This window comes from Burkholderia sp. Z1 (assembly GCF_014893795.1).
GTDB classification, from domain to species: domain Bacteria; phylum Pseudomonadota; class Gammaproteobacteria; order Burkholderiales; family Burkholderiaceae; genus Burkholderia; species Burkholderia theae.
In genome coordinates this window covers 2323914-2349500 of sequence record NZ_JACFYL010000002.1, presented here as the reverse complement: position 1 = coordinate 2349500, position 25587 = coordinate 2323914, and the positions used below count along the sequence as shown (strand labels likewise).

General features: G+C 65.1%; 20 protein-coding genes and 1 pseudogene. 10 read left to right on the top strand and 11 right to left on the bottom strand.

Annotated features, from left to right (window positions below; translation table 11 throughout):
• From H3H55_RS27450 to H3H55_RS27425, 6 genes are all read left to right on the top strand, one after another.
• A complete protein-coding gene (locus H3H55_RS27450; protein WP_129516881.1) occupies positions 1-498 on the top strand; it encodes a hypothetical protein in 498 nt (165 codons plus the stop codon).
• Between the two features lie 413 nt (positions 499-911).
• Positions 912-1472, top strand: coding sequence for a spore coat protein U domain-containing protein (locus tag H3H55_RS27445; protein WP_129516882.1), 561 nt, complete (start codon positions 912-914; stop codon positions 1470-1472).
• A gap of 75 nt (positions 1473-1547) precedes the next feature.
• Positions 1548-2069 (top strand): spore coat U domain-containing protein, encoded by a 522-nt coding sequence (locus H3H55_RS27440; RefSeq protein ID WP_193100989.1) that lies wholly within the window; start codon positions 1548-1550, stop codon positions 2067-2069.
• 18 nt (positions 2070-2087) lie between these two features.
• Entirely contained in the window at positions 2088-2915 is an 828-nt protein-coding gene (locus tag H3H55_RS27435) for a molecular chaperone (protein ID WP_193100988.1), read from the top strand.
• Positions 2916-2994: 79 nt separating this feature from the next.
• Positions 2995-5379, top strand: a complete 2385-nt coding sequence (locus H3H55_RS27430; RefSeq protein ID WP_193100987.1) for a fimbria/pilus outer membrane usher protein — start codon at positions 2995-2997, stop codon at positions 5377-5379.
• Positions 5380-5389: 10 nt separating this feature from the next.
• Positions 5390-6355 carry a spore coat protein U domain-containing protein gene (locus H3H55_RS27425; RefSeq protein WP_193100986.1) on the top strand — a complete coding sequence of 322 codons (966 nt, stop codon included), beginning with the start codon at positions 5390-5392 and terminating at the stop codon, positions 6353-6355.
• A gap of 218 nt (positions 6356-6573) precedes the next feature.
• Here H3H55_RS27425 and H3H55_RS27420 read toward each other — a convergent pair whose 3' ends face one another.
• Positions 6574-6858, bottom strand: a complete 285-nt coding sequence (locus H3H55_RS27420; protein ID WP_193100985.1) for an H-NS family nucleoid-associated regulatory protein — start codon at positions 6856-6858, stop codon at positions 6574-6576.
• Positions 6859-7034: 176 nt separating this feature from the next.
• Here H3H55_RS27420 and H3H55_RS27415 point away from each other — a divergent pair, with 176 nt between their 5' ends.
• Together H3H55_RS27415 and H3H55_RS27410 are read left to right on the top strand one after the other, a co-directional pair.
• Positions 7035-7493: a hypothetical protein gene (locus H3H55_RS27415; protein ID WP_226800382.1), complete on the top strand. Its 459-nt coding sequence runs from the start codon at positions 7035-7037 to the stop codon at positions 7491-7493.
• 289 nt (positions 7494-7782) lie between these two features.
• Entirely contained in the window at positions 7783-9333 is a 1551-nt protein-coding gene (locus H3H55_RS27410; RefSeq protein ID WP_193100984.1) for a phospholipase D family protein, read from the top strand.
• A 22-nt stretch (positions 9334-9355) separates the two neighbouring features.
• Here H3H55_RS27410 and H3H55_RS27405 read toward each other — a convergent pair whose 3' ends face one another.
• Complete coding sequence (locus tag H3H55_RS27405; RefSeq protein WP_193100983.1) at positions 9356-10822, bottom strand: PLP-dependent aminotransferase family protein; 1467 nt, start codon at positions 10820-10822, stop codon at positions 9356-9358.
• 326 nt (positions 10823-11148) lie between these two features.
• Here H3H55_RS27405 and H3H55_RS27400 point away from each other — a divergent pair, with 326 nt between their 5' ends.
• Positions 11149-11799, top strand: a complete 651-nt coding sequence (locus H3H55_RS27400) for a pyridoxamine 5'-phosphate oxidase family protein (RefSeq protein WP_193100982.1) — start codon at positions 11149-11151, stop codon at positions 11797-11799.
• Between the two features lie 138 nt (positions 11800-11937).
• On the opposite strand, the gene H3H55_RS27395 is transcribed toward H3H55_RS27400, so the two are convergent.
• The 7 genes from H3H55_RS27395 to H3H55_RS27365 all read right to left on the bottom strand — a co-directional run bounded on the left by H3H55_RS27395 (position 11938) and on the right by H3H55_RS27365 (position 23339).
• Positions 11938-13599, bottom strand: coding sequence for a DUF3300 domain-containing protein (locus H3H55_RS27395; protein WP_193100981.1), 1662 nt, complete (start codon positions 13597-13599; stop codon positions 11938-11940).
• 407 nt (positions 13600-14006) lie between these two features.
• The gene (locus tag H3H55_RS27390; RefSeq protein WP_129516892.1) at positions 14007-15839 is read right to left on the bottom strand and encodes a protease pro-enzyme activation domain-containing protein; all 1833 of its coding nucleotides are present in this window, start codon (positions 15837-15839) and stop codon (positions 14007-14009) included.
• 630 nt (positions 15840-16469) lie between these two features.
• Positions 16470-16739 carry a hypothetical protein gene (locus tag H3H55_RS27385; protein ID WP_193100980.1) on the bottom strand — a complete coding sequence of 90 codons (270 nt, stop codon included), beginning with the start codon at positions 16737-16739 and terminating at the stop codon, positions 16470-16472.
• A 49-nt stretch (positions 16740-16788) separates the two neighbouring features.
• Positions 16789-17481 (bottom strand): response regulator, encoded by a 693-nt coding sequence (locus tag H3H55_RS27380; protein WP_129516894.1) that lies wholly within the window; start codon positions 17479-17481, stop codon positions 16789-16791.
• Between the two features lie 101 nt (positions 17482-17582).
• Positions 17583-19013, bottom strand: a complete 1431-nt coding sequence (locus tag H3H55_RS27375) for an efflux transporter outer membrane subunit (protein WP_193100979.1) — start codon at positions 19011-19013, stop codon at positions 17583-17585.
• Positions 19014-19017: 4 nt separating this feature from the next.
• Positions 19018-22161 (bottom strand): efflux RND transporter permease subunit, encoded by a 3144-nt coding sequence (locus H3H55_RS27370; protein WP_193100978.1) that lies wholly within the window; start codon positions 22159-22161, stop codon positions 19018-19020.
• Positions 22162-22181: 20 nt separating this feature from the next.
• Positions 22182-23339: an efflux RND transporter periplasmic adaptor subunit gene (locus tag H3H55_RS27365; RefSeq protein ID WP_193100977.1), complete on the bottom strand. Its 1158-nt coding sequence runs from the start codon at positions 23337-23339 to the stop codon at positions 22182-22184.
• Positions 23340-23479: 140 nt separating this feature from the next.
• On the opposite strand from H3H55_RS27365, the pseudogene H3H55_RS27360 reads away from it, so the two are divergent.
• Positions 23480-23722 (top strand): annotated as a pseudogene (locus H3H55_RS27360) (phosphotransferase); the annotation flags it as partial.
• Positions 23723-23756: 34 nt separating this feature from the next.
• Here H3H55_RS27360 and H3H55_RS27355 read toward each other — a convergent pair.
• The gene (locus tag H3H55_RS27355; RefSeq protein ID WP_193100976.1) at positions 23757-24608 is read right to left on the bottom strand and encodes a D-alanyl-D-alanine carboxypeptidase family protein; all 852 of its coding nucleotides are present in this window, start codon (positions 24606-24608) and stop codon (positions 23757-23759) included.
• 366 nt (positions 24609-24974) lie between these two features.
• Entirely contained in the window at positions 24975-25586 is a 612-nt protein-coding gene (locus H3H55_RS27350) for an ankyrin repeat domain-containing protein (protein ID WP_193100975.1), read from the bottom strand.
• Between the last annotated feature and the right edge of the window lies 1 nt (position 25587).

The following is a 25587-nucleotide window of genomic DNA, read 5'->3' as shown; positions in this document are numbered from 1 at the left end:
ATGAGCCATCAATCTTTCACCAGGCACTGGCTTTCAGGCGCGATGCTGTCGGTGCTCGCAACGCTGCATGTGAATGCGGCCGAATCGATCGCCGGCAAGCAATTGTCGCCGCAGGAACTGGCGCAGTACGCGCATGCGCCATCGGTGCTGCTGGGTGGTCAGACCTTCAAGCATCTGAATGCGGGCGAAACCGCCAAATCCATGCGTGCCGGTTCGGCAGGCGATCGACCGACGCTGCTTGTCAACGAGCGTGGCGTGGTGGGCGAGACCCGCAATGAATTGGTCGTCTCGCAAGTCGAGCCGGATCGCGTGCGCGAGGTGGCCGGTCTGCTCGGCAAATCACCTGTGGCGACGGCCTACTTCGCGCCGGTGCGCATCAGCACGTTGCGTTTTGCGTCGTTCGAGGACGCGGTCGAGGCTCGGGCGAAGCTGATCAAGTTGCTGCCGCAGGCGAGGGTCAATTTGCCGATCCGGTACGCGACACCGAAGGCGCGCTGATCGTGCGGAGGATGCTGCGCCGTGCGGTGGAGCATCCGGTATTTTCCGAACAGCCTGCCCGATATCGATAAGATGCCGGTGTCCGAAACTACGTCTCGCCTGTCCGTTCGTGCTCTTTCCCGCAATCGGTGTGGATGATTTAATCGAGTCCGAACCGATTGAGCGGAACAAGCCTGAAATCGGTAAGGAATCGTTCAAACAAGCGTCGTGTTCAATGCTTTAAATCAATTAATTCGTATTGCGAATCAAGCTGATGACGTCGACATGCCTCTCAAAGTTCTGGTGCCGACGGCACTCGAATGGTTCGGGGTGGATTGTCTGAATCGGTCCCGTCGCCTGGTTGGCGGTGGTGCCGGCGAACGTTGTGCTTCCAGTTGTCAACCATGCAGTGATCAACTTAACCGGGGAAAAACATGAAGGCTCACTCGAAAGCTCTGCTTGCCGTCTCGTTCGCCGTGGCCGGCGGGCTCGCGCATGCGCAATCGAATCCGATCAACGGTACCGTCAATGCGCAGCTCGTGCTGACCAGCGGTTGCGCGATCAATGCCGGTAGCGGTTCGGTCAGCACGACCACCAATTTCGGTTCGCTCAACTTCGGCACGCAGCCGAGCGGCTTTACCGGGTCGTTGAATGCGCAAACGACCGGGACCGGAACGAGCACGACTCAGATAACCTGTTCGCCCGACGTGACCTCGGTGAAAGTCACGGTCGACGGCGGCAAGAACGCGGGGAAGGGGGCCAGCGTCGGAACGGGCACGCGCGCACTGGCGAACGGTACGTCTTACGTTCCGTACGAAGTCTATTCGGATAACGCGTTCAAGAATCAGTATGTGGCGAGTACCGCGCAGACCGTACCGTTGACGGCGGGCACGGCGCTCGCGCTGCCGATCTACGGTGTCGTGAACAAGACCAGCACGTCCGCTCTCGCGGCCGGTACGTATACCGACGTGCTGAACGTCACGGTCGGCTGGTAAGCACACTCGCCAACCTGCTCCGGTCTTGCGGCGGCCGACGGTGCCGCAAGACGCGCATCTCCCGACGGGATCGCTATGTGGCTCCGAAAAACCCGGGCTCTTCTGTTGAGTGCTGTCATGTTTCCGGTTGCCGGCATGGCGGATACGCCGATACCGACGACGAAGACCTTCGCGATCAGCGCGCGGATCGTGTCGGGGTGTGGCGTGTCGGGCGGCGGAACCAGCGTCAATTTCGGGCTGCTGGATTTCGGCACCTATCCCGCCGTGTCGGCCGGGCAGGTCAATGCGGTAGCGACCGGTAGCGCGCTGCAGATCCAGTGTTCGTCCGGCACGACGCTGAAGATTGCCGTCGACGGTGGACTCAATCCCTCGTCGGGCAATACGCAACGGAATCTGCGGGGACCGGGCGAAACGCTCATCGGTTATCAGCTCTATGCGGATGCCGCCCACACGCAAACGCTCAACGTCGGACAGCCGGTATCGATGCCGGTGTCGGGCGTCGCGAGTTTGCCGATCTACGGCTCGCTCAGTCTGCCGGGCGGTTCCACGCCGGCCGGTACTTATACAGATACCGCCCAGGTCACGATCAGTTACTGAATCAGGATGGAATCCGAGATGAACGATCCGATTGCGACCGCTCGGCCGGGACGCACGATGCGACACGCGACCGCGATGGCGGTGTCGACGACGATCGCATGCACAGGCGCCGCTCATGCGGCCACGTCGGTGATGATCTGGCCGATCGATCCGGTGATCGAGAGCGACCAGCACGCGAGTGCGTTGTGGCTCGAGAATCAGGACGTCAAGCCGGTCACGTTGCAGATTCGCGTGCTCGCGTGGCGCGAGGCCGACTGGAAGGAGCTTCATGCGGAGAATCAACGCCGCGTCGTGAGCAGCCCGCCGATGGCGACGGTGCTGCCCGGCAAGCGGCAGTTGATCCGATTGACGAAGCTGGTCGATGTCGCGCCTGGAACCGAGGACGCGTATCGGGTGCTCATCGACGAGATTCCCCAGGCCGAGGATTCCGGGGGGAAGGGCAGCGATACGTCGCTCGGCGTGCGGTTCCAGATGCATTACTCGATACCGCTGTTCGTCGACGGGAACGGCGTATGGACCAAGGAAGACCCGGACAAACGCCGCGATCCGGCCACGGCGTCGGCGCCGGTGCTCGGCTGGCATATCGCTCGTGAGGACGGCAAGCGCTGGCTCGTGGTGGCGAATCGCGGCGTCGTGCATGCGCGCATCACGCAGATTGCGTTCGAGTCGGGGGAACAGCGCACCGAGATCGAGCGGGGGCTGCTGGGCTACGTGTTGCCCGGTGCTCGGATGCGCTGGCCGTTGCCGCAGGACCTGAAGCTCGCCACGCAGTCGAATCTGGTTGCCACAGTCAACGGCAAGACAGGCGTCGAAATGCGTCCGGATGACGCTGACATGCATCCGTAGTTTCACAGGTCGCTCGGAACGGACAATCACGATACTCGACGGGGGGCCGGTGCGAGATATTCGAGCAGGAAACGAGCGGATGCCGCGCATGCGCTGCACCGTATGGGTTACCGGGCTTGCATTCGCGGCGGCGGCGAGCGCGGCGCATGCGGGCGATGCGACGCTCGCGGAAAGCTACGCCACGGGACTGCCGCCGCCCACTCGGTTAGTTCGTAGCGGCACGCTGTTTCTCGAACTGGTGGTCAATCATCTGGCAACCGGACAGGTCGTGCCGGTGCGCTATCTTGACGGGACCTATACGGTCCGGGCCGGAGACCTTGCGAAGGTTTCCGTCCGGACGGAAGCGTCCGCCGACGAAATGGTCGATCTCGCCAAGCTCGACGGCGTCGAGGTCGAATACGACGGCGCGGCACAGCGGTTGAACCTGACCGTGCCATCCGACTGGCTGCCGGAGCAGACCGTCGGATCGGCGAGGGTGTACGACAGGACGCCTGCCGCGGTGAGTCGCGGCCTGCTGTTCAACTACGACGTCTACACCAGTTCGCCGACGCGCGGCACGGGCTATACGTCGGCCTGGACCGAGCAGCGCCTGTTCGATCGCTGGGGCATCCTGACCAATACCGGCGTCTACCGGCGATCGTACGGTGGCGGCGCGGGCATGCGCGGCGACAATCGCTACCTGCGCTACGACACGACCTGGAGCTACTCCGATCAGAACCGGATGCTGACGTATACGGCGGGCGACCTTGTCACCGGGGCTCTTTCGTGGACCAGCGCCGTGCGTCTCGGCGGCATATCCGTGGCGCGCGACTTCAGCGTGCGTCCGGACATCGTGACGTATCCGCTGCCGCAGTTTTCGGGGCAGGCGGCCGTGCCGACTGCGGTCGATCTGTTCATCAACGGCAGCAAGGCGACGACCGGCCAGGTCAACCCGGGACCCTTCACGCTGAACAACGTGCCGTTCATCAACGGTGCGGGCGAGGCCACCGTCGTGACGACCGATGCGCTCGGACGTCAGGTTGCGACGACCATTCCGTTCTACGTCGCCAATACGCTGCTGCAGAAAGGATTGTCGGATTTCTCGTTGTCGGCGGGCGCCATGCGGCGCGACTACGGGATCAGCTCGCTTTCGTACGGCAAGTTTGCGGTGTCGGGAACCGTGCGTCATGGCCTGACGAACGCGCTGACGATCGAAGGGCACGTGGAAGGAGGCGAACGTTTCGCGCTCGGCGGCCTGGGTTTCGGTCTTGGCGTCGGCCGGCTCGGCGTCGCCAGTGTTGCCGCGAGCCAGAGCACGATGGCCGGAACGTCGGGGCAGCAATACGCGTTCGGTTACGGCTATTCGTCGCAACGCTTCAGCGTCTCGTTGCAGCGGATCCAGCGAACCGGCGGATTCCGGGATCTGTCGGCATACGATCTGTCGGCGGGCCTCGTTTACCGGCAAGTACGCAGCAGCACGCAGGCCACGGGCGCGCTGAATCTCGGTGCGATTGGCGGCGCGATCGGCGCGGGTTATTTCGACGTACGCGGCGGTGACGGCTCGCGCATGCGGATCGTGAACGTCTCGTATACGCGGCCGCTCTTTGACCGGGCGACGCTTTACGCATCGCTGAACCGAACGATGGGCAACCGCGGCGTCGATGCACAGGTTCAGCTGATCGTGCCGCTCGGTGGCCGGGGTACGGTGAGCGTCAGTGCGTCGCGAGACGGCAACGACAACCGGATCGAGCGCGTGCAGTACAGCCGCGGCGTGCCGAGCGATGGCGGCTTCGGCTGGAATCTCGCGTATGCCGGCGGCGGTTCCCGGTATCAGCAGGGCGACATGACGTGGCGCAATCGCTACTTCCAGGTGCAGGGCGGCGTCTACGGATACGGTTCGCGCGAGGGGTATACGCGCTGGGGCGACATGCAGGGATCGCTGGTCGTCATGGATGGTGCGGTGCTGCCGGCCAATCGCGTCGACGATTCGTTCGTGCTGGTCGACACGCAAGGGCAGAAAGGTATTCCGGTGCGCTACGAGAACCAGCGCATCGGCACGACGGACAACGGCGGCCATCTGCTGGTGCCGTGGGCGCCGTCCTACTACGGGGCAAAGTACGAGATTGACCCGCTTGGCCTGCCGGACAACATGCGGGTGTCGATGGTCGAACGGCGCGTCGCCGTGAGGCACCGTGCCGGTGCGCTCGTGACGTTTCCGATCGAACGCGTGGTGTCGGCCACCATCCTGCTGGTCGACGCGAATGGTAAACCGGTCAAGGTCGGCTCAACGGTGACGCACCGCGAGAGTGGGCAAACGTCGCTCGTCGGCTGGAACGGGGAAACCTATTTCGAAGGGCTCTCGAGCACCAATCATCTGAACGTGGCGTTGCCGGACGGCAAGCATTGCAGCGCGGCGTTTCCGCTTGATGTGAACGCCGCCGAGACGAGCCGTATCGGGCCGCTGTCATGCAACGCGTCACTGTGAGGTCAATCCCATGAGATCGCTTCTCGGATTCATTCGACGTGCGGCATTCGTGGCGCTCATCGCGACGATTGCCCCGATATCCGCCTACGCGGACTGCACGACGGCCAATCCTTCGCCGGCGGCGTTCGGCTCGGTCACGTCGCTGAACCTGTCAAGCCGACAGCAATCCACGTCGTCGCCGAGTGCCGGGCTGTCGTGCGGTGGCGCGCTTTTAGCCTTTCTCGTGACCGGAAATGCGATCAACGGAACGATCACGTCGGCCAACGGCGGCAAGCTGAGTGGTGCCGCCGGCGATGCGATCGCCTATACGATGTTCGCCGACAAGAATTACTCGCAGACGTTGAATTTCGGGCAGCTCTATAACTGGGCCGACACCCAATTCGTGAGCTTTCTCGGTTTGGGCGGCGATTCGAGCGTCGCGCTTCCGTTATTTTTCCGAACCGCATTGGGAAGCAATGTTGCCGCCGGAACCTACACCGATACCTTGACGATTGCGTGGAACTGGCATGTCTGCAGTGGCGCCGGTTTCGGATCATTCTGCCTTGGATGGAACGACGGACAGAACACGGCGACGTTTCCGGTCACGCTGACGGTGACGAACGATTGCACGATCGCCGCCCCTGATGTGAGCTTCGGATCCGCGCCGACCGTAGCGAGTTTCGCGCAGGTCAACGGGAGTCTGTCGTTGACCTGCACGAAAGGCATGACCTATACCGTCGGCCTGAGCCCGGGCAGCCATGCCGCCGCGAACGGACGCAGGCAGATGGCGAGCGGCACGAACGTCTTGCAGTACGACATCTATGCGGCCAATGGCGGCACGGTCTGGGGGCAGGCAACGAATCGGGTCGGCAGCGGCGGGGCAGCGGACGGCACGGCGGTGCAGACATTTCCGTATGTCGCCCGAATTTACTCCGATCAGTCGACACCGCCGGTCGGTAGCTACACCGACAGCGTGATCGTCGATGTGCGTTACTGATGGCCTAGACCTGGATGGTTGACGTTACTTGATGCGCATCCGACTCCATGCGCACGAATCGCGAGACGGGCGGAAGACTTCGGCCCGCGCCGTTCTTGCTGTCGACCAAGGGGGGGAGCGGACCGACCGGGAGGCAACGCGGCGGGACAGGGCTTCAACGACTTAATACGCTTGCCGGATACAGAAATGCGACATCGCTCGGATATCGCATTGAGGGTTTATCGGGAAATTAAATAGTCTTTAGGATCCTTGTCTTTGAGCCACAAGGGTGTCCTACCGCGTCCGCACCAGGTTTTACCCGTTTCAGGGTCGCGGAACTTCGGGGTTAATTTAATACCTTTTTTCGCTTTATTTACGCCAAATACCTCGCGCGCGTTGAGCTCGAATTCGATCACGAGCCGCCTTACTTCGTCGAGTACGGCAGCCCTTTCGCTCGATTTCACGGCATTTATCTGCCTTTCCAGTTCGGCTCGTTGCTCGATTAAATCGCGATATCTGGACAAGTTATTCTCCTGTTGAGGTGGCTGTTGCTTTTCAAGCTATCACATGATGTTTTTATGATGATGAATCAAAATTGGATGGTGTGTGGATTTTTGTGTCGGGAGTGGATTTGACGATTGTTCATTATTGAATGGGGTTCTTGTGGTAAATGTCGAATCGTGTCGTTGATTGGTTAGCCATGAAACAGAAACGTAAAGGCCGCACGCCGCGCACGAAAGCGGCACTGCTTCCGTTACCGGCGGCGCTCGCTCGCAACATATCGATCGAATACCATCTGGCACTCGCCGCGATGCGATCGGGAAACGGCACGCATGACACGATGGTCGCGTTGATGCGTGCGCTCTACATGACGTATTTCATGCTGGAAGCCCCCGTTCAGGCCGACGATCTTGCGTTTCTGCTGGATATCGAGGCAATCCTGCAGAAAAGCATCGAGGCCGCGGCGCAAGGGCAAGGCTGGTTTGTATCGGACGAGTACCTGACCTTCATCGAACGGTTGCTGCTTCGCTTGGACACCTTGGTCGGTGGCGTGCCGACGTATCGCTATCGCGAGGCTTGGGCACGGCTGGATTGCTTCGTGAAGTCGTCCGAGGTTTCGCCGCTGCCGGGTAGTCGGCTGCTGCACACGTGGCAATGAATGTGCGCGATTCTCGTGCGAGAAACGGAAGCTATGCCGCGTCGTGTCGTGGCATGCCGAAAACCCGCGATGGCTTCATGCGTCGCGGGCTTTTCTTTGCTTGAACGCACGTCCGGATCGGGAAAACACGGAGGGGGTGCCGCGCCGTCGGCAATCGAAGTATGCTGTAGCGCGACCGATACGCGCGACTGCCGGACATCAGCCGAGCGCGGTGGATAACCGGCCAGCCCCGTGATTCATCCGGCGGCCAGGACAAACAACCTTCGCCCGGGAGTGGGGGGCGTCAAACATGACCATGCTGCGTTCGTGGGGTGCGATTCTTTCGTCGCTGGCGCTCGTTGCGTGCGCCAGCCTTCCGCCGCAGGCCGATCGCGTACCGACGCATGCGTTCACCGACACGGAAAACACGCGGCTGGGCGCCGCGTTCCAGCAGCAGGCCAGCATGCATCCGGGGCAGGACGCGTTTCATGTGCTGACCGATCCGGTCGACGCGCTGGATGCGCGTGTGCTGCTTGCCGACCGCGCGGACCGGTCGCTGGACCTTCAGTACTACATCTGGCACGACGACCTGACCGGGCATGAACTGGCCGACGCGATCATTCGCGCGGCCGATCGCGGCGTTCGCGTGCGCGTGCTGCTCGACGATCTCGGCACGAACGCGGACGACCGCAAGCTGCTCGAGATCAGTTCGCACCCGAACATCGAGATCCGGCTGTTCAATCCGGTTGCCGCACGCCGGTTCAAGAAGATCGGCACGGTGTTCGAGTTCTCGCGCGTCAACCGGCGCATGCACAACAAGGCGATGATCGCGGACAACCAGGCGGCGATCGTCGGCGGCCGCAATATCGGCGACGAATACTTCGGCGCATCGTCGATGCTGGAGTTCGGCGATATCGACGTCGTCGTCCACGGTCCGGCCGTGAGAGCCATCTCGACGGAATTCGACACGTTCTGGAATTCCCCGTACGCGTATCCGATCGACGCGCTGGTCGGGCACGAAGCGGCGCCGGGCGGGCTGGATCGCGAACGCGAACGGTTGCGCGACTACCTGAGGGCGATGGAGGACAACCCGTACGTGCTCGAGGCCAGGCAACGGCTCGACCGGATCGTGCACGGGCAGGGCACGGAACTGTCGTGGGGGCACGCGACGGTGCTGTACGACGATCCGTCGAAGATCGCGCATTCGCCGAAGGACAGCGACGGGCACCTGTTGCCGCAGTTGCGCGCCATCGTATTGCAGCCCGACCATGACCTGCTGATCGTGTCGCCGTATTTCGTGCCGGGCAAGGACTTCGTCGAGCGGCTGCGCGCGTATTCGGCGCGCGGCGTGCGCGTGACGGTACTCACCAATTCGCTCGCGTCGACCGACGTGGCGGCCGTGCATGCCGGCTACCGGCGCTACCGGAGCGATCTCGTCGCGGCCGGCGTGCGGCTCTACGAACGGCGGCCGTCGGGCGACAAGAGCATTTCGAAGGACGTCATCATCGGGTCGTCGCGTGCGTCGCTGCATGCGAAGACCTACGTGTTCGACCACAAGCGCATTTTCATCGGGTCGATGAATTTCGACCCGCGCTCGCTGAACCTCAATACCGAGATCGGCGTTTTCTGCGAGAGCCCGGCGATTGCGTCACAGGTGGCGAACGATCTGGAATCGCGACTCGACCGGATCGCGTGGCGTGTCGAGCCGAGGACCGATCCGGCTGGGCAAGGGCGGCTCAAGTGGATTCAGACCGATTCGGACGGGAAGGTCACCGAGCTCGATCATGAACCGGAGGTGTCGACGGCGCGCCGGATGGAAGTGTGGTTTCTTGGGCTGTTTCCGATCGAATCGCAACTGTGAGCGACGCTGCGTCGCGCGACGCTCAGCGCCGCTTGCGTGCGTGCTGCTCGATGACGGCCGCGAACTGCATCGTCGCCGTCTCGATCGTCGCGTCGTCCAGCCCGGAATACCCCAGCACGAAGCCGTTGTAGCGACGGCCATCGCCGACGCGATAGCTGCTCAGCGGCTGAAGCTGCAAGCCCTGCGCGGATGCGGCGCGGGCGATTTCGGTATCGTGCAGCGCGATCGCGAGGTCCGCCGAAAGATGCATGCCGCCCGGGCTGTCCCGAACGCTCAGCGTGGTGCCGAGGTGGCGGGCGAGTGCCGCTTCGAGGCTGCTCCGCCGGTCTGCGTAGAGCGCCCTCATCTTGCGCAGGTGCCGCGCAAAGAGGCCGGTGTCGATGAATTCGGCCATCGCGAGTTGATCGGCCGAATGGCCGCGATGGACGAGTTCGCGCAGCGTGCTGGTGAAGCGGTCGACCAGGACCGGCGGCACCACCATGAAACCGAGCCGAAGGGCGGGAAACATCGTCTTGCTGAACGTGCAGAGATAGCAGACCGGCGCGTCGGCATGCAGGCCCTGGATCGCGGGCAACGGCTGGCCGCCGTGGCGGAACTCGCTGTCGTAGTCGTCCTCGATGATCCACGCACCGCACGCACGCGCGTGCTCGACGAGCGCCGCTCGCCGCCGGGGGCTCATCAGCGCGCCGAGCGGGTATTGATGCGACGGCGTCGTATAGATCAGCCGGGGCGGTTGCGTACGCCACTGTTCGTCGGTCGGCGCCATCCCTTCGTGATCGACGTCGATCGGCACGATATTCAGGCCGGTTGACTGGAAGGCGGTCCGGGCGCCGTTATAGCAGGGGTTCTCGAGCCAGCCGAATTCGCCGGGGTTGGCCAGCATGCGCGCGCACAATTCGAGGCTGCTTTGCGTGCCGTCGGTGATGAAGACCTGCCCGGTTTCGCAGCGCACGCCGCGCGAGACCCGGATGTACGCGGCCACGGCGCGCCGCAATTCGGGCAGCCCTTCGACCGGGCCGTACGCGAGCTGGGCGGGCTTGATGACTTTCCACGCGCGCTCGATGCAACGGCGCCACTGGGCAACGGGGAATTCGTCGAGCGAAGGGAGGCCGGGGACGAACGGCATCATGCGTTCGGGTTCGGGGTGGGCGTTTTCGAGCCCGTGCACACGCTCGGACAGGCGAACCGGGGCCGGGCCGTTTTCGTGCGCGGCGCTCGGGTGGCCGCAACCGTCCCATAGCGTGATCGTGCCGTTGCGCGTGGCCGCCACGAAGCCTTCCTCGGCAAGGCGCTCGTACGCATAGACCGCGGAATTGCGCGCGATACCCAGCTCCGCCGCGAGCACGCGCGTCGACACGAGCCGCGTGCCGGGCGGAATGTGCCCGTCCAGCAGCATGTTGCGCAGGCTCCGGTAGAGGGCTTCCTGCTGGCTGTGCGTTGTCGTGCCGTCCTGTCGGGAAAGCGATGAGATGAGCAGCGCGAAATCCATGGGCTGGTTCTAAAAATTATCCTTGAGCTGGTTCTTTTGAAGATCCGACGCGCATCGTATTGTTCACGTTCTCGCGGTGCAGGCCAGTACGCGGGTATTTCCGGCGATCGTTTCGGCTGGCGGCACGCGCGTATTTTGCTCGATTTGGCGAGCGGCTGTCGATGGGCCGATCGAGTGGTCGATCAGGCGTGGATGCCGCACGATTCCGATTCGATCCCGGTTTCATTCAATTCGCAGTGCAAATATATGTTCGAGCGGATACCCGCGTCTTGCCGGAGTGCGGGCCGATCGATGCGCGCAAGGCCGCGCGAACAGGAAAACGAAACATGAACGACCAGACCGTCCTCTCTCCCACATCCCGTACCACCATTCGCCGCCTGCCCGAACTGGCGAATCGCGATCGCACGATGCTCTACCGCATCGTGGACGACGCGTACGTCTGCCACATCGCGTTCAACGCCGGCGAGGACACGCATTGCATCCCGACCGCGCACTGGAGACGGGGCGACGACCTTTATATTCACGGGTCCAACGGCAGCAGGATGATCAAGGCGCTGTCGGCGGGCGCACAGGCCTCCGTCGCCATCACGTTGCTGGACGGGCTGGTGCTGGCCAAGTCGGCCTTCAGCCATTCGATGAATTATCGATCCGTGGTGATCTACGGGCAGTTCGACGTGGTGGAGGGCAGTGCGGAGAAACTCGCGGCGCTGGATGCCTTGATGGACAAGATCGCAGCGGGCCGCAGGCATGAAGCGCGACCGGGCAATGCGAAGGAGATCAACGCGACCAGCGTGCTGCGGATTTCTCTTGCGGAAGCGGCCGTGAAAGTCAGCGACTCGATGCCGTCCGACAAGGATGAAGATCTGGCGCTCGCTGTCTGGGCGGGGATCCTGCCGCTGAAGACGACGCGCGGCACGCCGGTTCATGCCGACGCCAACGTGCCCGTGCCGGACTACGTCCGCAACTGGGCAGATTGAATGGCGCGGCAAGGCCGGGAAGCGTTGACGAAGCAGGCGGCGCGCGTCGCGCGCAATACAAAAGGTGTGCGGCGCGAAAAGCCGCGCCGTCTTCGCACGGCAGCGTGATCCGTGTCGCGCTGCCGTCGTGTGGCGTTGTCACTCCGGGCGGTGTTCGCGTGACTCGTGCTGCGGCGGATGCGATTCCGCAGGGTGCGGATGCGGAGCAGGCGCGTGCTCGGGCGCCGGTTGCCGCGGCTGCGCGGCCGCGTGTTCCTGCGGTTGCGCTTCGTTGCGCGGCGGCGTCTCCTTGTGCAGTTGCTGCTCGGCCTCGTTACGTTGCTGCATTGCTTCGCGCTGTTGTTGCTGCGCCGCGTTGCGTTGCTGCATTTCCTCCCGTTGCTGCTGCTCCTGCCGTGCCGCGTCGTGCTGTTGCATTGCTTCGCGTTGCTGCTGCGCCTCGTTGCGCTGCTGTTGCTGAAGTTGCTGCTGCTCGACTGCACGATTCTCCTGCGCGGCGCGTTCCTGCTGCATCGCCTGCTGTCGCTCGTCGTGCATCGCGCCGGGCGGGTGCTGCGCCGGTGCGTCGGCATGCGGCTCGTTCGCGCGGCGCTGCGCGAAGTCTTCCGGCGTCGGCCGGGCACCGGGGCGTGCGTCGTTCGCAGCGAAGTGCGGCATCGTCATCGGCGCGGCACCCGGGCGTTGCTCCATCGCCTGCCCGCGCATCGGCTCCGCGCCCGGCTGCATCGTATTGCGTTCGATCGTCGTGTTGTTGGTGACGTTGCCGCCGTAATTGTTCGTGATGCGCGTGTTGCGGATGTTGGTGATGTTGTTGATCACGGTGGTCGACTTCGTCACGTACGTGGTGTGGTTGTACACCACGGCCGGGCGCTGCCAGCCGCCGTTCCAGCGCGGGCCGTCCGGATGCGGCGCGCCCCAGTTCATGCCCCATGCGTGCCAGCCCCAGTCGTGGTGCCCGAAGATCGCGGCGCCGACGGCGATGCCGACGCCGAATGTGATCACGCCGGCCGCGACGATTTCGCCGGTGCTGTATGCGGGCGGCCGATACACATAACCGGGGTAGGCCGAAACCGGCTCGCCGTAGACGACGGTCGGGTTGTACGACGGAACGTAGACGACGTCGGGCTGCGCGGACTCGATCTCGATCGCCTGCTCGGGCGGCGGCACGATTGCCGGCCCGGCGTAGACCACGGGCGCGTCGGTGGCCGGCGTATAACCGGCCGGCGCGGCCTGCGCGACTTGCGTGACCCGCATCTGGCCGCCGGAGCGGAGATGCCCGGACGTCTGCGCGCGCTGGCGCATCACCTGAATCGCGTTCATCACGTCGGTCGGATCGTTGTAGTACGCCTGGCCGAGCGACGTGGTCCAGGCCGGGTTCGACGCCATCTGCGCGAGCACCGCGGGGAACGCGGTCAACGCCTTGACGGACGGGTCCCACGGCTGCGTATCGGCGGCGGTCGCGAGCGCCGGACCCTTCAGCGACGGATTCTGCGTCACCCAGGTATTCGCGGCCGTCATCTGGTCCGGATACGTTGCACCCGCCAGCACCAGTGCGACGAGCTTGTCGGGGAACAGCGCGATCGGCGCGACCATCTGGTAGAGCTGGTCGGCCGTCGGCGGCGTGTACGCGACCGGCGTCGACGCGGGCAGTGCCGCCGAGGCCGCGCTTGCGTCGCTGGCCGGGACGGCAGCGCTGCTGTCGCTGTTCTTGTTGCAGGCCGACAGGCCGAGCAGCGACACGATGATCGACGACGCGATCAGCGTTCTGACGGGACGGTAGTGTGCACGTGCGGTTTTCATGGAGTGGGTTCGGTGTGGTGCGGCGTTGTCGGGCACGCGGGCCGCGCGATCGGCTTCAGCACTGAGCCGCGATCGTGTCCGCATGGCGGTTGTCCCGCGACGAATCTATATATTCAGTTAAACGCACGACACGCACGGAAGGTGTCAGCGGGTTGTGTAACAGTGTGTGTACCTTGCAGTCCGTAAGCGGGCGGGCGCCGACCGGGTAAGCGATATGAAAGTTGCTGGCGCAACGATTGCAAGGTCGGCGAGCGTCTCGTCCCGCCGGATGATGCTCCGCGAGATTACGCAGAATGCAGAAAACCCGCGACGGCTTTGCAGCCGTCGCGGGTTCTTGTTACGCGGTGGTATGCGGTTACGGGCGCGCGAAACGGCGCACGCCCGGAACCGGGGCGGTCAGCGGTCCATCAGCGCGCGAAATCCGACGTGCTCTGGATGAAGGCGTTCAGCTTCGAGATGTTCACGCTGCCGAAGCCGGTCGTCGCGTCCCAGCCGGCCTTCGCCTTGTAGCCGTAGGTGCCGCTGCCGTTGTTGCCGGACGTGACGTCGTGCAGCAGCGCCGCGTTGGCCGGGAAGTACTTGTAGATGCTCGATGCCGGGAACCCGAGCGCATTGTTGTTCGCCGATTGCAGCCGTGCCCAGATGCCCGTGAAGATCGGCGCGGCGAGGCTCGTGCCGCCTTCGTTGTTCAGGTAGCCCGAGCCCCACAGCGTATCGGACGTCTGGCCGTTCACCACCAGGATCGCGCCGGTGCGCAGGTCGGCGTCGAAGCCGACGTCCGGCAGCGCGCGCTTGGTCGACCCGGTGAGGCTCGACGATTGCCAAGACGGCGCGGCCTCGTACTTGCTGTACCCGCCGCCCGTCGACCATACGGTGCCCGGTTGCCAGCTCGGATCGTTCCAGACGATTTCGCTGTTGTACGCGTTGGTCGACGTATTGGTGAACAGCGTCGTGCCGCCCACCGCGATCACGTACGGCGACGTGGCCGGTTCGCTCACCGTGTAGGTCGAGCGCGACGGCGTGCCGCTCGCGCATTCGTACGCGCCGTGGTCGCCGGCGGATACGGAGAAGGTCTGCCCTTGCGCGACCGCCTGCTTGAAGATGGTGTCGTCGGTGGCCTGCGAGCCGGTGCTGTTCGCGGACGATTCGCACACGCCGAGCGACACGTTGATCACCTTCGCGACGTTGTCGGTCACGGCCTTGTTGTATGCGGCCGTGATCGCGGTGAGCGTCATCGACGGCGCGGCGTAGAACACGACCTGCTTCACGCTGCCGCCGGCCGCACCGACGATCGACTGGCTGTCGAGATTCCATTCGACGGTGCCGGACGTATCGGTGTACGAACTGCCTGCCGGGCCGGTCTGCACGATGGTGCTGCTGATCGTGCCGAGGCTGTTGTTCGCGGCGAACGTGTTGAGGTCGCTCACCGTTTGCGACAGGTCGCCTTCGGAGATGATGCCGACGGTGGTTTGCGATGCGTTCGGCGTGCCGTCGCCGCCGTAGATCGACGAGAATTCGGTCGGGTTGTGCGGCACCGCCGACGCGCCGGCCGGGATCGTCAGGTTGCTGGTGTTGCCTTGCGGCGTGCCGGCCGCGCCGGTATGCATCAGCTCGACGTTCTGCAGGCCGAGCACCGCGCCCACGATGCCGCCGATCGCGTTCGGCACTTGCGCGGCGTCGGTATTCGCATAGACGCTGCGGCCGTTGCGCGTGAAGCGCTTGAGCGTCGTGCGGAACGCCGACTTGATGGTTGCCGCGGTGCCGGACGCGGAGACCAGCAGGCGGTTCGGCGCGACCACGATATTCACGAAGCCTTGCTTGCGCAGGTGCGCGACGACGGACGCGACCTGCGCGTCGGTCGGCGCGTATTGCGACGCGAACTGCGCCGGCGTGAGGAACTGCCGGTAGTGCGGCGAGCCGGGCGTATGCAGGTCGTGCAGGTACTGGTCGAGTTGCGCTTCGTTGCGCAGGTTCAGCCCGAGCACGATGTCGACCGATTCGCCGGGCGCCATTTCGATGGCCGCGGCGGCAGCGGCGGCCGTGCTCGCGGCAGGCGCGCCGGCCGCACCGCTTTCGCTCTGCTGCACGAGCGGCAGGAATCCCTTGGTGCGCGTTTCCGTCCAGCCGGCCGCCGGTGCGGCGTGGGCGGTCGCCATGCCGAACGAAGCGGCCGCGGCGGCGGCACATGCGAGCTTGACGATGCGAATGTGCTTTTGTTTCTTGTCTGCAACCTGATTCATTTGAATTACCCCTCCGGTTGAACATCGAACGGCACAACAACAACGGTCGACAGCGGTGCGGGTCATGCACCGCCGTTTTCTGTCGCACGCGTGCGGATGGCACGGACGCGACAGGGCCTTTCGCCCAATCCGGAAAGATGGGTTTTCTCCGGGGGCGAAATACGGAAAACGCGGTAACGGGAGCGCTGCGCCGCGCTGCGGGGCAGCCGCGCCGGACGCGGCGCGGGCGGGATTGCTAGAGCAACAGTTTCGTTGTCCTGCTCATTTGATTCGATCCTTCGGCCCGCTGCCGGATGGCAGCCGTCCAATGAGATGCATCGGGATATTGCATGCGCCGGCGCGAGAACGACACAGCCGGCGGCGAGCACTGCGGTGCGGCGGAAGCGAAAAAACGTGGAGCGGAATCGTTTGCGTGGTTGGCAATTCGTTAGATTGCTTGCATCGGACGGTATCAAGAACGAAAGCAGAGTGTCAAACTTTTTTTGATTATATGAAACAAAATTAAATCGAATAAAGCGCAATGTTTTTGAAAAGATTGACGGCGTTTTGTAATTTTAGAAACCGGTAAAGAAGGTAATGCCGGAGGCGATTCGCCGATCACTTCCGATTCGTTGCGTAATCGGCCGATCGTTATCGAGGAAGTGTTCGAATGGCCGGCGTGTCCGGTTGTTCGGCAAACCGAAGGTCGTCGACGAACCGAAACAGCCCGTCGATACGGTGAAGCAGCGCTTCGCGCGATGCGGCATCGGCATCGGCTTCGGCTTCGGCGGCGAGACCCTTGATTTCTTCGAGCCGGGTTTCGAGTGCCGCGAGCGGGTCGTGTATTTCGCTGTCGCTGCCACCGCCGGTGGAATCGGCGGCCGCATTGAACGAAGTCGTGTGTTTCAGTTGAATGGCCATTGTGTTGAAGTCCTCGATGAATCTTGCCGGCCCGGCCTCGCCGGCGGAGTCACTGCGTGCCCCGCAGCCGGTAGCCGACGCCGCGCATCACTTCGGGCATGCCCGGCGCGCCGGCTTGTTCAAGTTTCCTGCGCAGCCTGCTGATGTGGCTGTCGACGGTGCGCTCCAGCGCACTCACGTCGGCCATGCAAGCGTCGAGCAGTTCGCCGCGCGTGAAGACGCGGCTCGGCGCCCGAGCCATATGCGCGAGCAGCCGGAATTCCGTCAGCGTCAGCGCGATCGGTACCTCGGCGGATTCCGTTCGAACGCGCGTCAGATAACTTTCGGTGTCGATTTCCAGCGCACCGACACGAAGCATGCGCGCGGTCGGCGGCGTGGCCGACCGGCGCAGGATCGCGCGCAGCCGCGCGACGACCTCGGCCGGGTTGAACGGCTTGACGATGTAGTCGTCCGCGCCGGCATGCAGTGCCTGCAGCCGGTCGAGGTCGCGGTCGAATGCGGTGATCACGACGACGGGCGTATTGCAGCGCCGCCGAAGCTCGGCGAGCACGTCCCAGCCGCTCTTGTGCGGCATCTTCACGTCGAGCAGGATCAGGTCGGGCTTCAGGTGCGGCTGCACGTCGAGCACCGCTTGCCCGTCGGCCACACGGTAGGTGCGAAAACCGTCGTGCGTCAAATACGCGTCGAGGATGTCCGAGATGTCGGGCTCGTCTTCTGCAATCAGTATCAGGGAATTCGTCATGGGGTTTGCCGTGCGATGTCGAACCATCGGAGCAGCCCGTTGCCGGGCTGAATCGCGCTGAGCCTGCCCGATGCCGCGAGGGAGGGCACAGCGCCGGTCGTTCAGTTCTGCACCACGCTCGTCGACGGCGCGACGTCCTTTTCCGTGAGGCCGCCGCCGAGCGCCTTGTACAGCGCGACGGCATTGCCGAGTTCGCTGCGACGCAGGTCGAGCAGCGCCTGCCGGGCCGCATAGAGCTGCCGCTGCGAATCCAGCAATTCCAGCCGCCCCTCGATGCCCGCGCGATAGCGCAGGTTCGACAGGTCGGTGCGGCGTTCGGCCGAGCCGACCACACGCGTCTGCGCTTCGATCTGGCGGCCGAAGGTTTCGCGCCCGGCCAGGCCGTCGGCCACTTCGCGGAACGCGGCCTGGATCGAGCGCTCGTATTCGGCCACCGCGCTGGACTTGCGCACTTCCGCGAGACCCAGCTCGGCACGCAGCCGGCCGCCCTGGAAGATCGGCACCGTGACTTGCGGCGCGAAGCTCCATACGTTCTGGCCGCCGGCGAACAGGCTGCCCATCGCCGGGCTGAGGAAACCGATCGACGACGTCAGCGACAGGCGCGGAAAGAATGCGGCGCGCGCGGCGCCGATATCCGCGTTGGCGGCCACGAGATTCTGTTCGGCCTGCTGGATATCCGGCCGGCGGAACAGTAACTCGGACGGCAGGCCGGCCGGCAGTTGCGTCATCACCGGTTGCTGCTGGAGCGGCAGCGCTTCAGGCAGATCCTTCGGCGGTTCGGTGCCGAGCAGCAGGCGCAGCGCGTTGCGCGCCTGCTCGACGGCGCGCGTGCGCGCTTCCAGATCGGCGGTGGCACTCGCGACCTGGCCTTCGGCCTGCGCGATGTCGACGCCGCTCGCCTGATGCGCTTCCTTCAGGCGCCGCGCGAGATCGAGCGATTGCTGCCAGTCGCCGAGCGTGCGCTCGGACAACTGGCGCTGCTCCTGCGCGAGGCGCTCGGCGAAATACGCGTCCGCCACCGCGCCGACGAGCGAGATCTGCACCGCGCGGCAGCCGTGATCGGTCGCGAGGTAACGCGCGAACGCCGCATCCGACTGCGACTTCACGCGGCCGAACAGGTCGATCTCGAACGCGCTGATGCCGACGTTCACGCCGTACTGGTTCTGCGTCGTTTCGAACAGCGGCGGGTTCGACTGCGGGTCGGCCGCCGTGCGCTGGCGCGTGAAGTTCGCGCCGGCGCCGATGGACGGCAGGCGCGCGGCGCGCTGGATGCCGTACTGCGCTTCGGCGGCCTCGACGTTCAGCGCCGCCACGCGCAGGTCGCGGTTGTTTTCGAGCGCGATCTCGATCAGGCGCTGCAGGCGGCGGTCGCCGAACATCGTGCGCCAGCCGAGATCGGCTGCGTTGGCTTTGAGGTCGGCCGCCGCGGCGGCCGTGTAGGCCGTCGGCACCGGCATGGCCGGCTTGATCAGCGTCGGCGTGAGCGAGCAGGCCGACAGGGCCAGGACGAGGGGAAGAATAAGCAATCGCATGGCATCAACCTTCTTGTTCGTGGTGCGCGGCGGCGGGTTTCCGGCGGGAGGCCCGCCAGGCGGAGATGCGCTCCTGGATGCTCATCACGAACACAAAGAAAACCGGGACGAAGAAAATGGCCAGCACGGTGGCGGCCACCATGCCGCCCAGCACGCCGGTGCCGATCGCGTGCTGCGTTTCGGCGCTCGCGCCGGACGCGATCACCAGCGGCACCACGCCGAGACCGAACGCGAACGACGTCATCAGAATCGGGCGCAGCCGCAGCCGGGCCGCCTGCACGGTGGCTTCGATCAGCCCCTTGCCCTCCTCGCGCAGCTGCTTCGCGAATTCGACGATCAGGATCGCGTTCTTCGCGGACAGGCCGATCACGGTGATCATCCCGACCTTGAAGAACACATCGTTCGGCATGCCGCGCAACAGCACCGCGCCGATCGCGCCGATCAGGCCCAGCGGCACCACCAGCATCACCGACAGCGGAATCGACCAGCTTTCGTACAGCGCGGCCAGCACGAGGAACACGACGATCATCGACAGCACCATCAGCATCGGCGCTTCCGATGCCGACTGGCGTTCCTGCAGCGACTGCCCGGTCCATTCGACCGCATACCCCTTCGGCAACTGCGCGGCCAGCCGTTCCATCTCGACCATCGCCGCGCCGCTCGAGTAGCCGGGCGCGGCGGTGCCCGAGATGCGCGCGGACGGATAGCCCTGGAAGCGCACCAGTTGCAGCGGCGTCTCGGCCCAGACGGGGTGGACCACTTCGGACAGCGGCACCATGCCGCCGCCCGCGTTGCGCACGTAGAGCTTCATCACGTTGTCGATCTGCATCCGCGACGGCGCGTCGGCCTGGATGATCACCTGCTGCATGCGGCCCGCGTTCGGGAAGTCGTTCACGTAGGTCGAACCCATCGCAGCCGACAGCGTGTCGCTGATGCTCGTGAACGACACGCCGAGCGCTTCGGCCTTCTGCCGGTCGATTTCCAGGCGGATGCTGGTGCCCGCGGGCAGGCTGTCCGGATAGACGCCGGCGACGACCTTGCTTTGCGCGGCCAGTTCGAGCAGTTTCGTTTCGGCGGCCTTGAGCGCCGCGGCGCCCTGGTTCGAGCGATCCTGCAGCCGCATCGTGAAGCCCGAGCTGTTGCCGAGTTCGTCGATCGCGGGCGGCATCAGGCTCAGCACCATCCCTTCGGTCACGCCAGCCATTGCCTGCTGCGCGCGCATCGCTTCGTCAGCGGCGGTCGCGCCGTTGCGCTTGTCCCAGTCCTGCAGCACGCTGAAGTTCAGTGCCGCGTTCGACCCCGATCCGGAGAAGCCGTAGCCGATCACCGACACGTTCGACTGGATCGACGGCCGCGACTCGAGATGCTTCTCGAGCGTCTTGACGACGTCGATCGTGCGCTGGGTCGTCGAATCCGCGGGCATCAGGAAGCTGGTGATGAAGTAACCCTGGTCCTCCTCGGGCAGGAACGACGACGGCAGCGTGCGGAACCCCATCGCCAGCGCGCCGCAGATCGCGACGAACAGCAGCATCATGCGGCCCGTGCGGCCGACCAGCCGGCCGACGCGGGTCTCATACCAGTTCGTCAGGCGCTCGAAGCGGCGGTTGAACCAGCCGAAGAAGCCGCGCTTCTCGTGATGGCCGGGCTCGACCGGCTTGAGCATCGTCGCGCACAGGGCGGGCGTCAGCGTCAGCGCGAGCAGCGCCGAGAACAGGATCGACACGGCCAGCGACATCGTGAACTGCTGGTAGATCACGCCGACCGAGCCGCTCGCGAGCCCCATCGGGATGAACACGGCGGTCAGCACCAGCGTGATGCCGACGATCGCGCCCGTGATCTCCTTCATCGCCTTGATCGTCGCGTCCTTCGGCGACAGGCCTTCCTCCGCCATCAGGCGCTCGACGTTCTCGACGACCACGATCGCATCGTCGACGATGATGCCGATCGCGAGCACCATGCCGAACATGGTCAGCACGTTGATCGAGAAACCCGTCGCGAGCATCACCGTGAAGGTGCCGAGCAGCGCCACCGGCGCGACGATCGCCGGAATCAGCGTATAGCGGACGTTCTGCAGGAACAGGTACATCACGAGGAACACCAGCACCATTGCCTCGATCAGCGTGTGCAGCACCTTCTCGATCGAGATCTTCACGAACGGCGACGTATCGAACGGAATCGAGTAACTCATGCCGGTCGGCATCGCCTTGCTCAGTTCCGCGAGGCGCGTGCGCAGCGCATCGGCGGTTTTGACCGCGTTCGCGCCCGACGACAGCTGCACCGCCGCGAAGGTCGCCGGCTTGCCGACCTGGCGGCTCATGAAGGTGTACGACTGCGAGCCGAGTTCGACCCGCGCGACGTCGCCCAGCACGACCTTCGAGCCGTTGGCGTTGGCGCGCAATACGATCGCGGCGAACTGTTCGGGGGTCGTCAACTGGCCCTGGGCGGTGAGCGGCACGGTGACCCGCTGGCCCGGCAACGACGGCTCCGCGCCGAGGCTGCCCGGCGAGATCTGCACGTTCTGCTGGGCGACCGCGGTGGTCAGGTCGGTCATCGACAGGCCGTAGTTGATCAGCTTGTTCGGGTCGACCCAGATGCGCATCGCGCGCTCGGAACCGAACAGCTGCACGCGCCCGACCCCTTCGGTGCGGCGCAGCTCCTCGACGATGTTGCGCGCCATGTAGTCGCTGAGTTCGGCTTCGCTGAAACGGCCGCCCTGGGACTGGAGGCTGATGAACATCAGGAAGCCGGACGACGCCGATTCGACGATCAGGCCGTTCTGGCGCACCGCGGCCGGCAGGCGCGGCTCGACGGCCTTGATCTTGTTCTGCACGTCGACCTGCGCGAGCGCCGGATCGGTGCCGGGCTTGAAGGTCACGGTGATCTGCGCCATGCCCGACGTGTCGGACGACGACTCGAAGTAGAGCAGGTTCTTGACGCCCGACAGCTCGCGCTCGATGAGGCTCAGCACCCCGTCGCTCATGGTCTGCGGCGTTGCGCCCGGGTAGGTGGCGGTGATCGTGACGGACGGCGGCGCGACCGACGGATAGCGTGCGATCGGCAGTTGCGGGATCGCGATCAGCCCCATCAGGATGATGAAGAGGGCGATCACCCACGCGAACACCGGTCGGCGGATAAAGAATTGAGCCATGATGGAATGCGCTCCCCGACTCAGCGCGCTGCCGCGGTCGTGGCCGCGTCAGGCGATTTCCAGTCGGTCGCGGCGACGGCCGCGCCATCGGTCAGGCGCTCCATGCCTTCGACGACCACCTTCTGGCCGGCTTGCACGCCCGACCGGATGCGGTAGCGGCGGTCCGTCAGCTCGCCCACCTCGACGGCCTTCAGATGCGCGTTGCCCTTCGCGTCGAGCACCCACAGGCCCGGCTTGCCGTCCATGCGCACGACGGCCTGCTGCGGCACCGTCAGCGCGTTCGCGTAGTGCGCGCGCGGAATGCGGGCCCGCACGTACATGCCCGGCAGCAGTTGGCGCTTCGGGTTGTCGACCAGCACGCGCACCAGCACGTCGCCGGTGCCCGGGTCGACGTTGACGCCCGAGAACAGCATGCGGCCCTTCACGTCGTAACGCGTGTCGTCGCCGCGCAGCACGTCGACCGGCAGGCCGTTGCCCGACGCGTCCGGCTGCGACGCGAGCGCGCCGCGCAGCGATTCGAGCGCGCCGGCCGGCTGGCGCACGTCCACGTAGACCTGGTCGATCTGCTGGATGCGCGCCATCGGCTGGCTGTCGGTGCTCGACACCAGCGCACCTTCGGTCACGAGCGCCTGGTCGATACGGCCGGCGATCGGCGCTTCCACGGTCGCGAATTTCAGGTCGAGCTGGCGGCGCGCGAGCGTCGCGCGGGCCTGCGCAACATCGGCGGCGGCCTGGTCGCGTTGCGACACGGCGTCGTCGTACACCTGGCGGCTGATCGCATCGGCTTCGACCAGCGGCTTGAAGCGCGCCGTCTGCACCTTCGCGCGCTCGAGCGCGGCCTGCGCGCGCTGCAGCGACGCGGCGGCCGTCTCCATGTCGGCCTTGAACGGCGCCGGATTGATCTGGAACAGCGGCTGGCCCGCGCGCACTTCGGTGCCTTGCTCGAACAGCCGGCGCTGCACGATGCCGCTGACCTGCGGCCGGATCTCGGCGACCCGCACGGCCGCGACGCGGCCCGGCAGGTCTTCGCTCACGTCGAGGCGCACGGCTGCCAGCGTCATCGCCGCAACCGGGGTGGCCGGCGCGGCAGCCTGCTGTTCGGCGGGCCCACAACCCGCCAGCATGGCCGCCACCAGCGCGCACACGGCGCCGTAGCAGCATCGTTTCTGATTCTTCATAGCGACTCCAGGAATCGCAGGCAGCCCACTGCCTGCTTTGACGGGTCGGAGTGTGCGTCGAATAGTTGGCGTCTTTGATGCGGAAAGATGGAGATTCGATGGAGGGGGCGAAAGGTGTCGAAAAGAGGGGGGCAGCGGGCGTCGTCACGCACGGCGACGCGTGCCTGCCCAACCTCATGGCCGACGACGGCCGCTTCTCCGGATTCATCGACTGCGGACGCCTGGGGGTGGCCGATCGTTATCAGGATCTGGCGCTGGCGGCGCGCGATATCGAAGCGGATCTGGGCAGCGAATGGGTCGCGCGTTTCTTCACGCGGTACGGGATCGAACACCCCGATCCCGACCGGATCGCGTTCTATCGGCTGCTCGACGCGTTTTTCTGAGTGCGCAGGTATTCACGGGCGGCGCGCGAACGCTTTATTGCACCCTTTGCGTAACCACGTGTGCCCCGGAACTGCCGGCGGCAGGCTGGTCGTTGTACGCCGAGAATCCGTAGTTCAGCAGGCTGCCGGCGCCGGCGATCCGGTCGTTCGCCGTGGGCGCCCCGAGCACGACCGCGAATACGCGTCGCGTCATCGGCGGCGATGCTTGCCGGCGCTTCGCGGTGGCCACGATGCAGTAGCCGGCCGCTTGCGTGTGGCCAGTCTTCATCCCGTCGACGGAAGGATCCTTCCCGAGCAGCCAGTTCTTGTTGCGCTTGCGGAATGCGCCATACGAGAAATTCTGCTCGGACGAGAAGGTGTAGTACTCCGGAAAATCGTTCGTCAGGCGCAACGCCAGCACCGACAGGTCGCGTGCCGTCGTGGTGTTCCCCTGCGTCGTGATGCCGGACGGTGTCGTGTAGTGCGTGTGGTTCATCCCGAGCTGGTGCGCCATCTCGTTCATCTTCTGCTCGAACCCTTCGGGCGAGCCGCCGATGCGCTTCGCGAGCACCAGTGCCGCGTCGTTCGCGGACGCCGCGATGAGACCCAGGACGAGTTCCTTCACCGGGACATGCTGGCCGGGCACGAGATACATTCTCGCTTCGTCGTTGCCGACCGAACCGATGACGGCCGCGTCGACGGTCAGCTTCTCGTCCCATCGCACGGTGCCGTGCTTGAGCGCATCGAGCACGAGATAGGCCGTCATCAGCTTGGTGAGCGAGGCCGGCTGGCGTTCGGCGTCGGCGTCATGTTCGACGAGTGTCTGGCCCGACTCGCCGTCGACGACGATCCACGATGCGGCGCGGACGTTGGGCGACGGGCTGACGGCGGCATGACCCGCCGACATGGCGACACACGAGGCGAAGGCTGCGACGAGCGTCGACAGGCGGAGACGGAGCGAATGGTGACGCGACTTCAAGTTGCAACCTGTGTGAGGGTGAGGTGAATTGGCGTGCCGACGCTACGCCATGAATCGACACGGGCTTCGGCGGGCCGGCCTCGATGTCGACTGTAATGCTGACGATCGTCGTGCTTCGTCGGTCCGTATTTTACGAGATATGCATGCAGCGAGTCGTGGGCTTTTCCGGACACAGGCGCCTCGGCGATGCCGGTCGCGAGCGCGAATAGGCGGCCGGTCCGGTTGGCACCGCATGGTCCGGAACGAGGCCATCGCGTGGCCGGCCGATCTGCCTACCGGTACCGCGTAGCAGCGTTACTGCCCGGCGCCGGCGTGCCGCAGCGCATCCGCGGCTTCCGCGTTGTCGTGCGACAGCGCGAGCCGCAGCAGCGACTGGCCGCGCCGATCGACATGGTTCGGATTCGCGCCATGCGCGACGAGCAGCGGAATCAGTTCGAAGCGATTGAAGAGCGTCGCGAACCCCAGCGCGGTTTCGCCGGCGCCGTTCGTCTGATCGATCGGGCAACGCGTGTCGAGCAGGCGCCGCGCGATGCCGGGTTCATTCTTGAACAGAGCGCCCATCAGCGCCGTGTTGCCGTGGCGATCGCCGAGGCACGCGTCGGCGCCGGCCGACAGCAGGTAGTCGAGCGCGGCGGGCTGGCCGTCGTAGGACGCGAGTATCACGGCCGTATAACCGTGGCTGTCGGTGGCGTCGACCGGATAACCGGCGTCGCGCAACGCACGCAGGATGTCGACGCGTCCGACGCGCGCGGCGTCGAACCAGTCGCCGTCGTAGCGACGCAGCGCGGCGGGATCGGCCTTGCCGTACGCCGGTCGATCGGGAAGGTGCGCGCAGCCGGCGATCGCGGCCAGCGCGAGCGCCATTGCGGCCGCGCGGATTGCATGCGTGAAGCGTTCTGATCGCATG

Coding starts and splice junctions, on each gene's coding strand:
- H3H55_RS27450 (WP_129516881.1), top strand. CDS start 1: ATGAGCCATCAATCTTTCACCAGGCACTGGCTTTCAGGCGCGATGCTG.
- H3H55_RS27445 (WP_129516882.1), top strand. CDS start 912: ATGAAGGCTCACTCGAAAGCTCTGCTTGCCGTCTCGTTCGCCGTGGCC.
- H3H55_RS27440 (WP_193100989.1), top strand. CDS start 1,548: ATGTGGCTCCGAAAAACCCGGGCTCTTCTGTTGAGTGCTGTCATGTTT.
- H3H55_RS27435 (WP_193100988.1), top strand. CDS start 2,088: ATGAACGATCCGATTGCGACCGCTCGGCCGGGACGCACGATGCGACAC.
- H3H55_RS27430 (WP_193100987.1), top strand. CDS start 2,995: ATGCCGCGCATGCGCTGCACCGTATGGGTTACCGGGCTTGCATTCGCG.
- H3H55_RS27425 (WP_193100986.1), top strand. CDS start 5,390: ATGAGATCGCTTCTCGGATTCATTCGACGTGCGGCATTCGTGGCGCTC.
- H3H55_RS27415 (WP_226800382.1), top strand. CDS start 7,035: ATGAAACAGAAACGTAAAGGCCGCACGCCGCGCACGAAAGCGGCACTG.
- H3H55_RS27410 (WP_193100984.1), top strand. CDS start 7,783: ATGACCATGCTGCGTTCGTGGGGTGCGATTCTTTCGTCGCTGGCGCTC.
- H3H55_RS27405 (WP_193100983.1), bottom strand. CDS start 10,822: ATGGATTTCGCGCTGCTCATCTCATCGCTTTCCCGACAGGACGGCACG.
- H3H55_RS27400 (WP_193100982.1), top strand. CDS start 11,149: ATGAACGACCAGACCGTCCTCTCTCCCACATCCCGTACCACCATTCGC.
- H3H55_RS27395 (WP_193100981.1), bottom strand. CDS start 13,599: ATGAAAACCGCACGTGCACACTACCGTCCCGTCAGAACGCTGATCGCG.
- H3H55_RS27390 (WP_129516892.1), bottom strand. CDS start 15,839: ATGAATCAGGTTGCAGACAAGAAACAAAAGCACATTCGCATCGTCAAG.
- H3H55_RS27385 (WP_193100980.1), bottom strand. CDS start 16,739: ATGGCCATTCAACTGAAACACACGACTTCGTTCAATGCGGCCGCCGAT.
- H3H55_RS27380 (WP_129516894.1), bottom strand. CDS start 17,481: ATGACGAATTCCCTGATACTGATTGCAGAAGACGAGCCCGACATCTCG.
- H3H55_RS27375 (WP_193100979.1), bottom strand. CDS start 19,013: ATGCGATTGCTTATTCTTCCCCTCGTCCTGGCCCTGTCGGCCTGCTCG.
- H3H55_RS27370 (WP_193100978.1), bottom strand. CDS start 22,161: ATGGCTCAATTCTTTATCCGCCGACCGGTGTTCGCGTGGGTGATCGCC.
- H3H55_RS27365 (WP_193100977.1), bottom strand. CDS start 23,339: ATGAAGAATCAGAAACGATGCTGCTACGGCGCCGTGTGCGCGCTGGTG.
- H3H55_RS27355 (WP_193100976.1), bottom strand. CDS start 24,608: ATGTCGGCGGGTCATGCCGCCGTCAGCCCGTCGCCCAACGTCCGCGCC.
- H3H55_RS27350 (WP_193100975.1), bottom strand. CDS start 25,586: ATGCGATCAGAACGCTTCACGCATGCAATCCGCGCGGCCGCAATGGCG.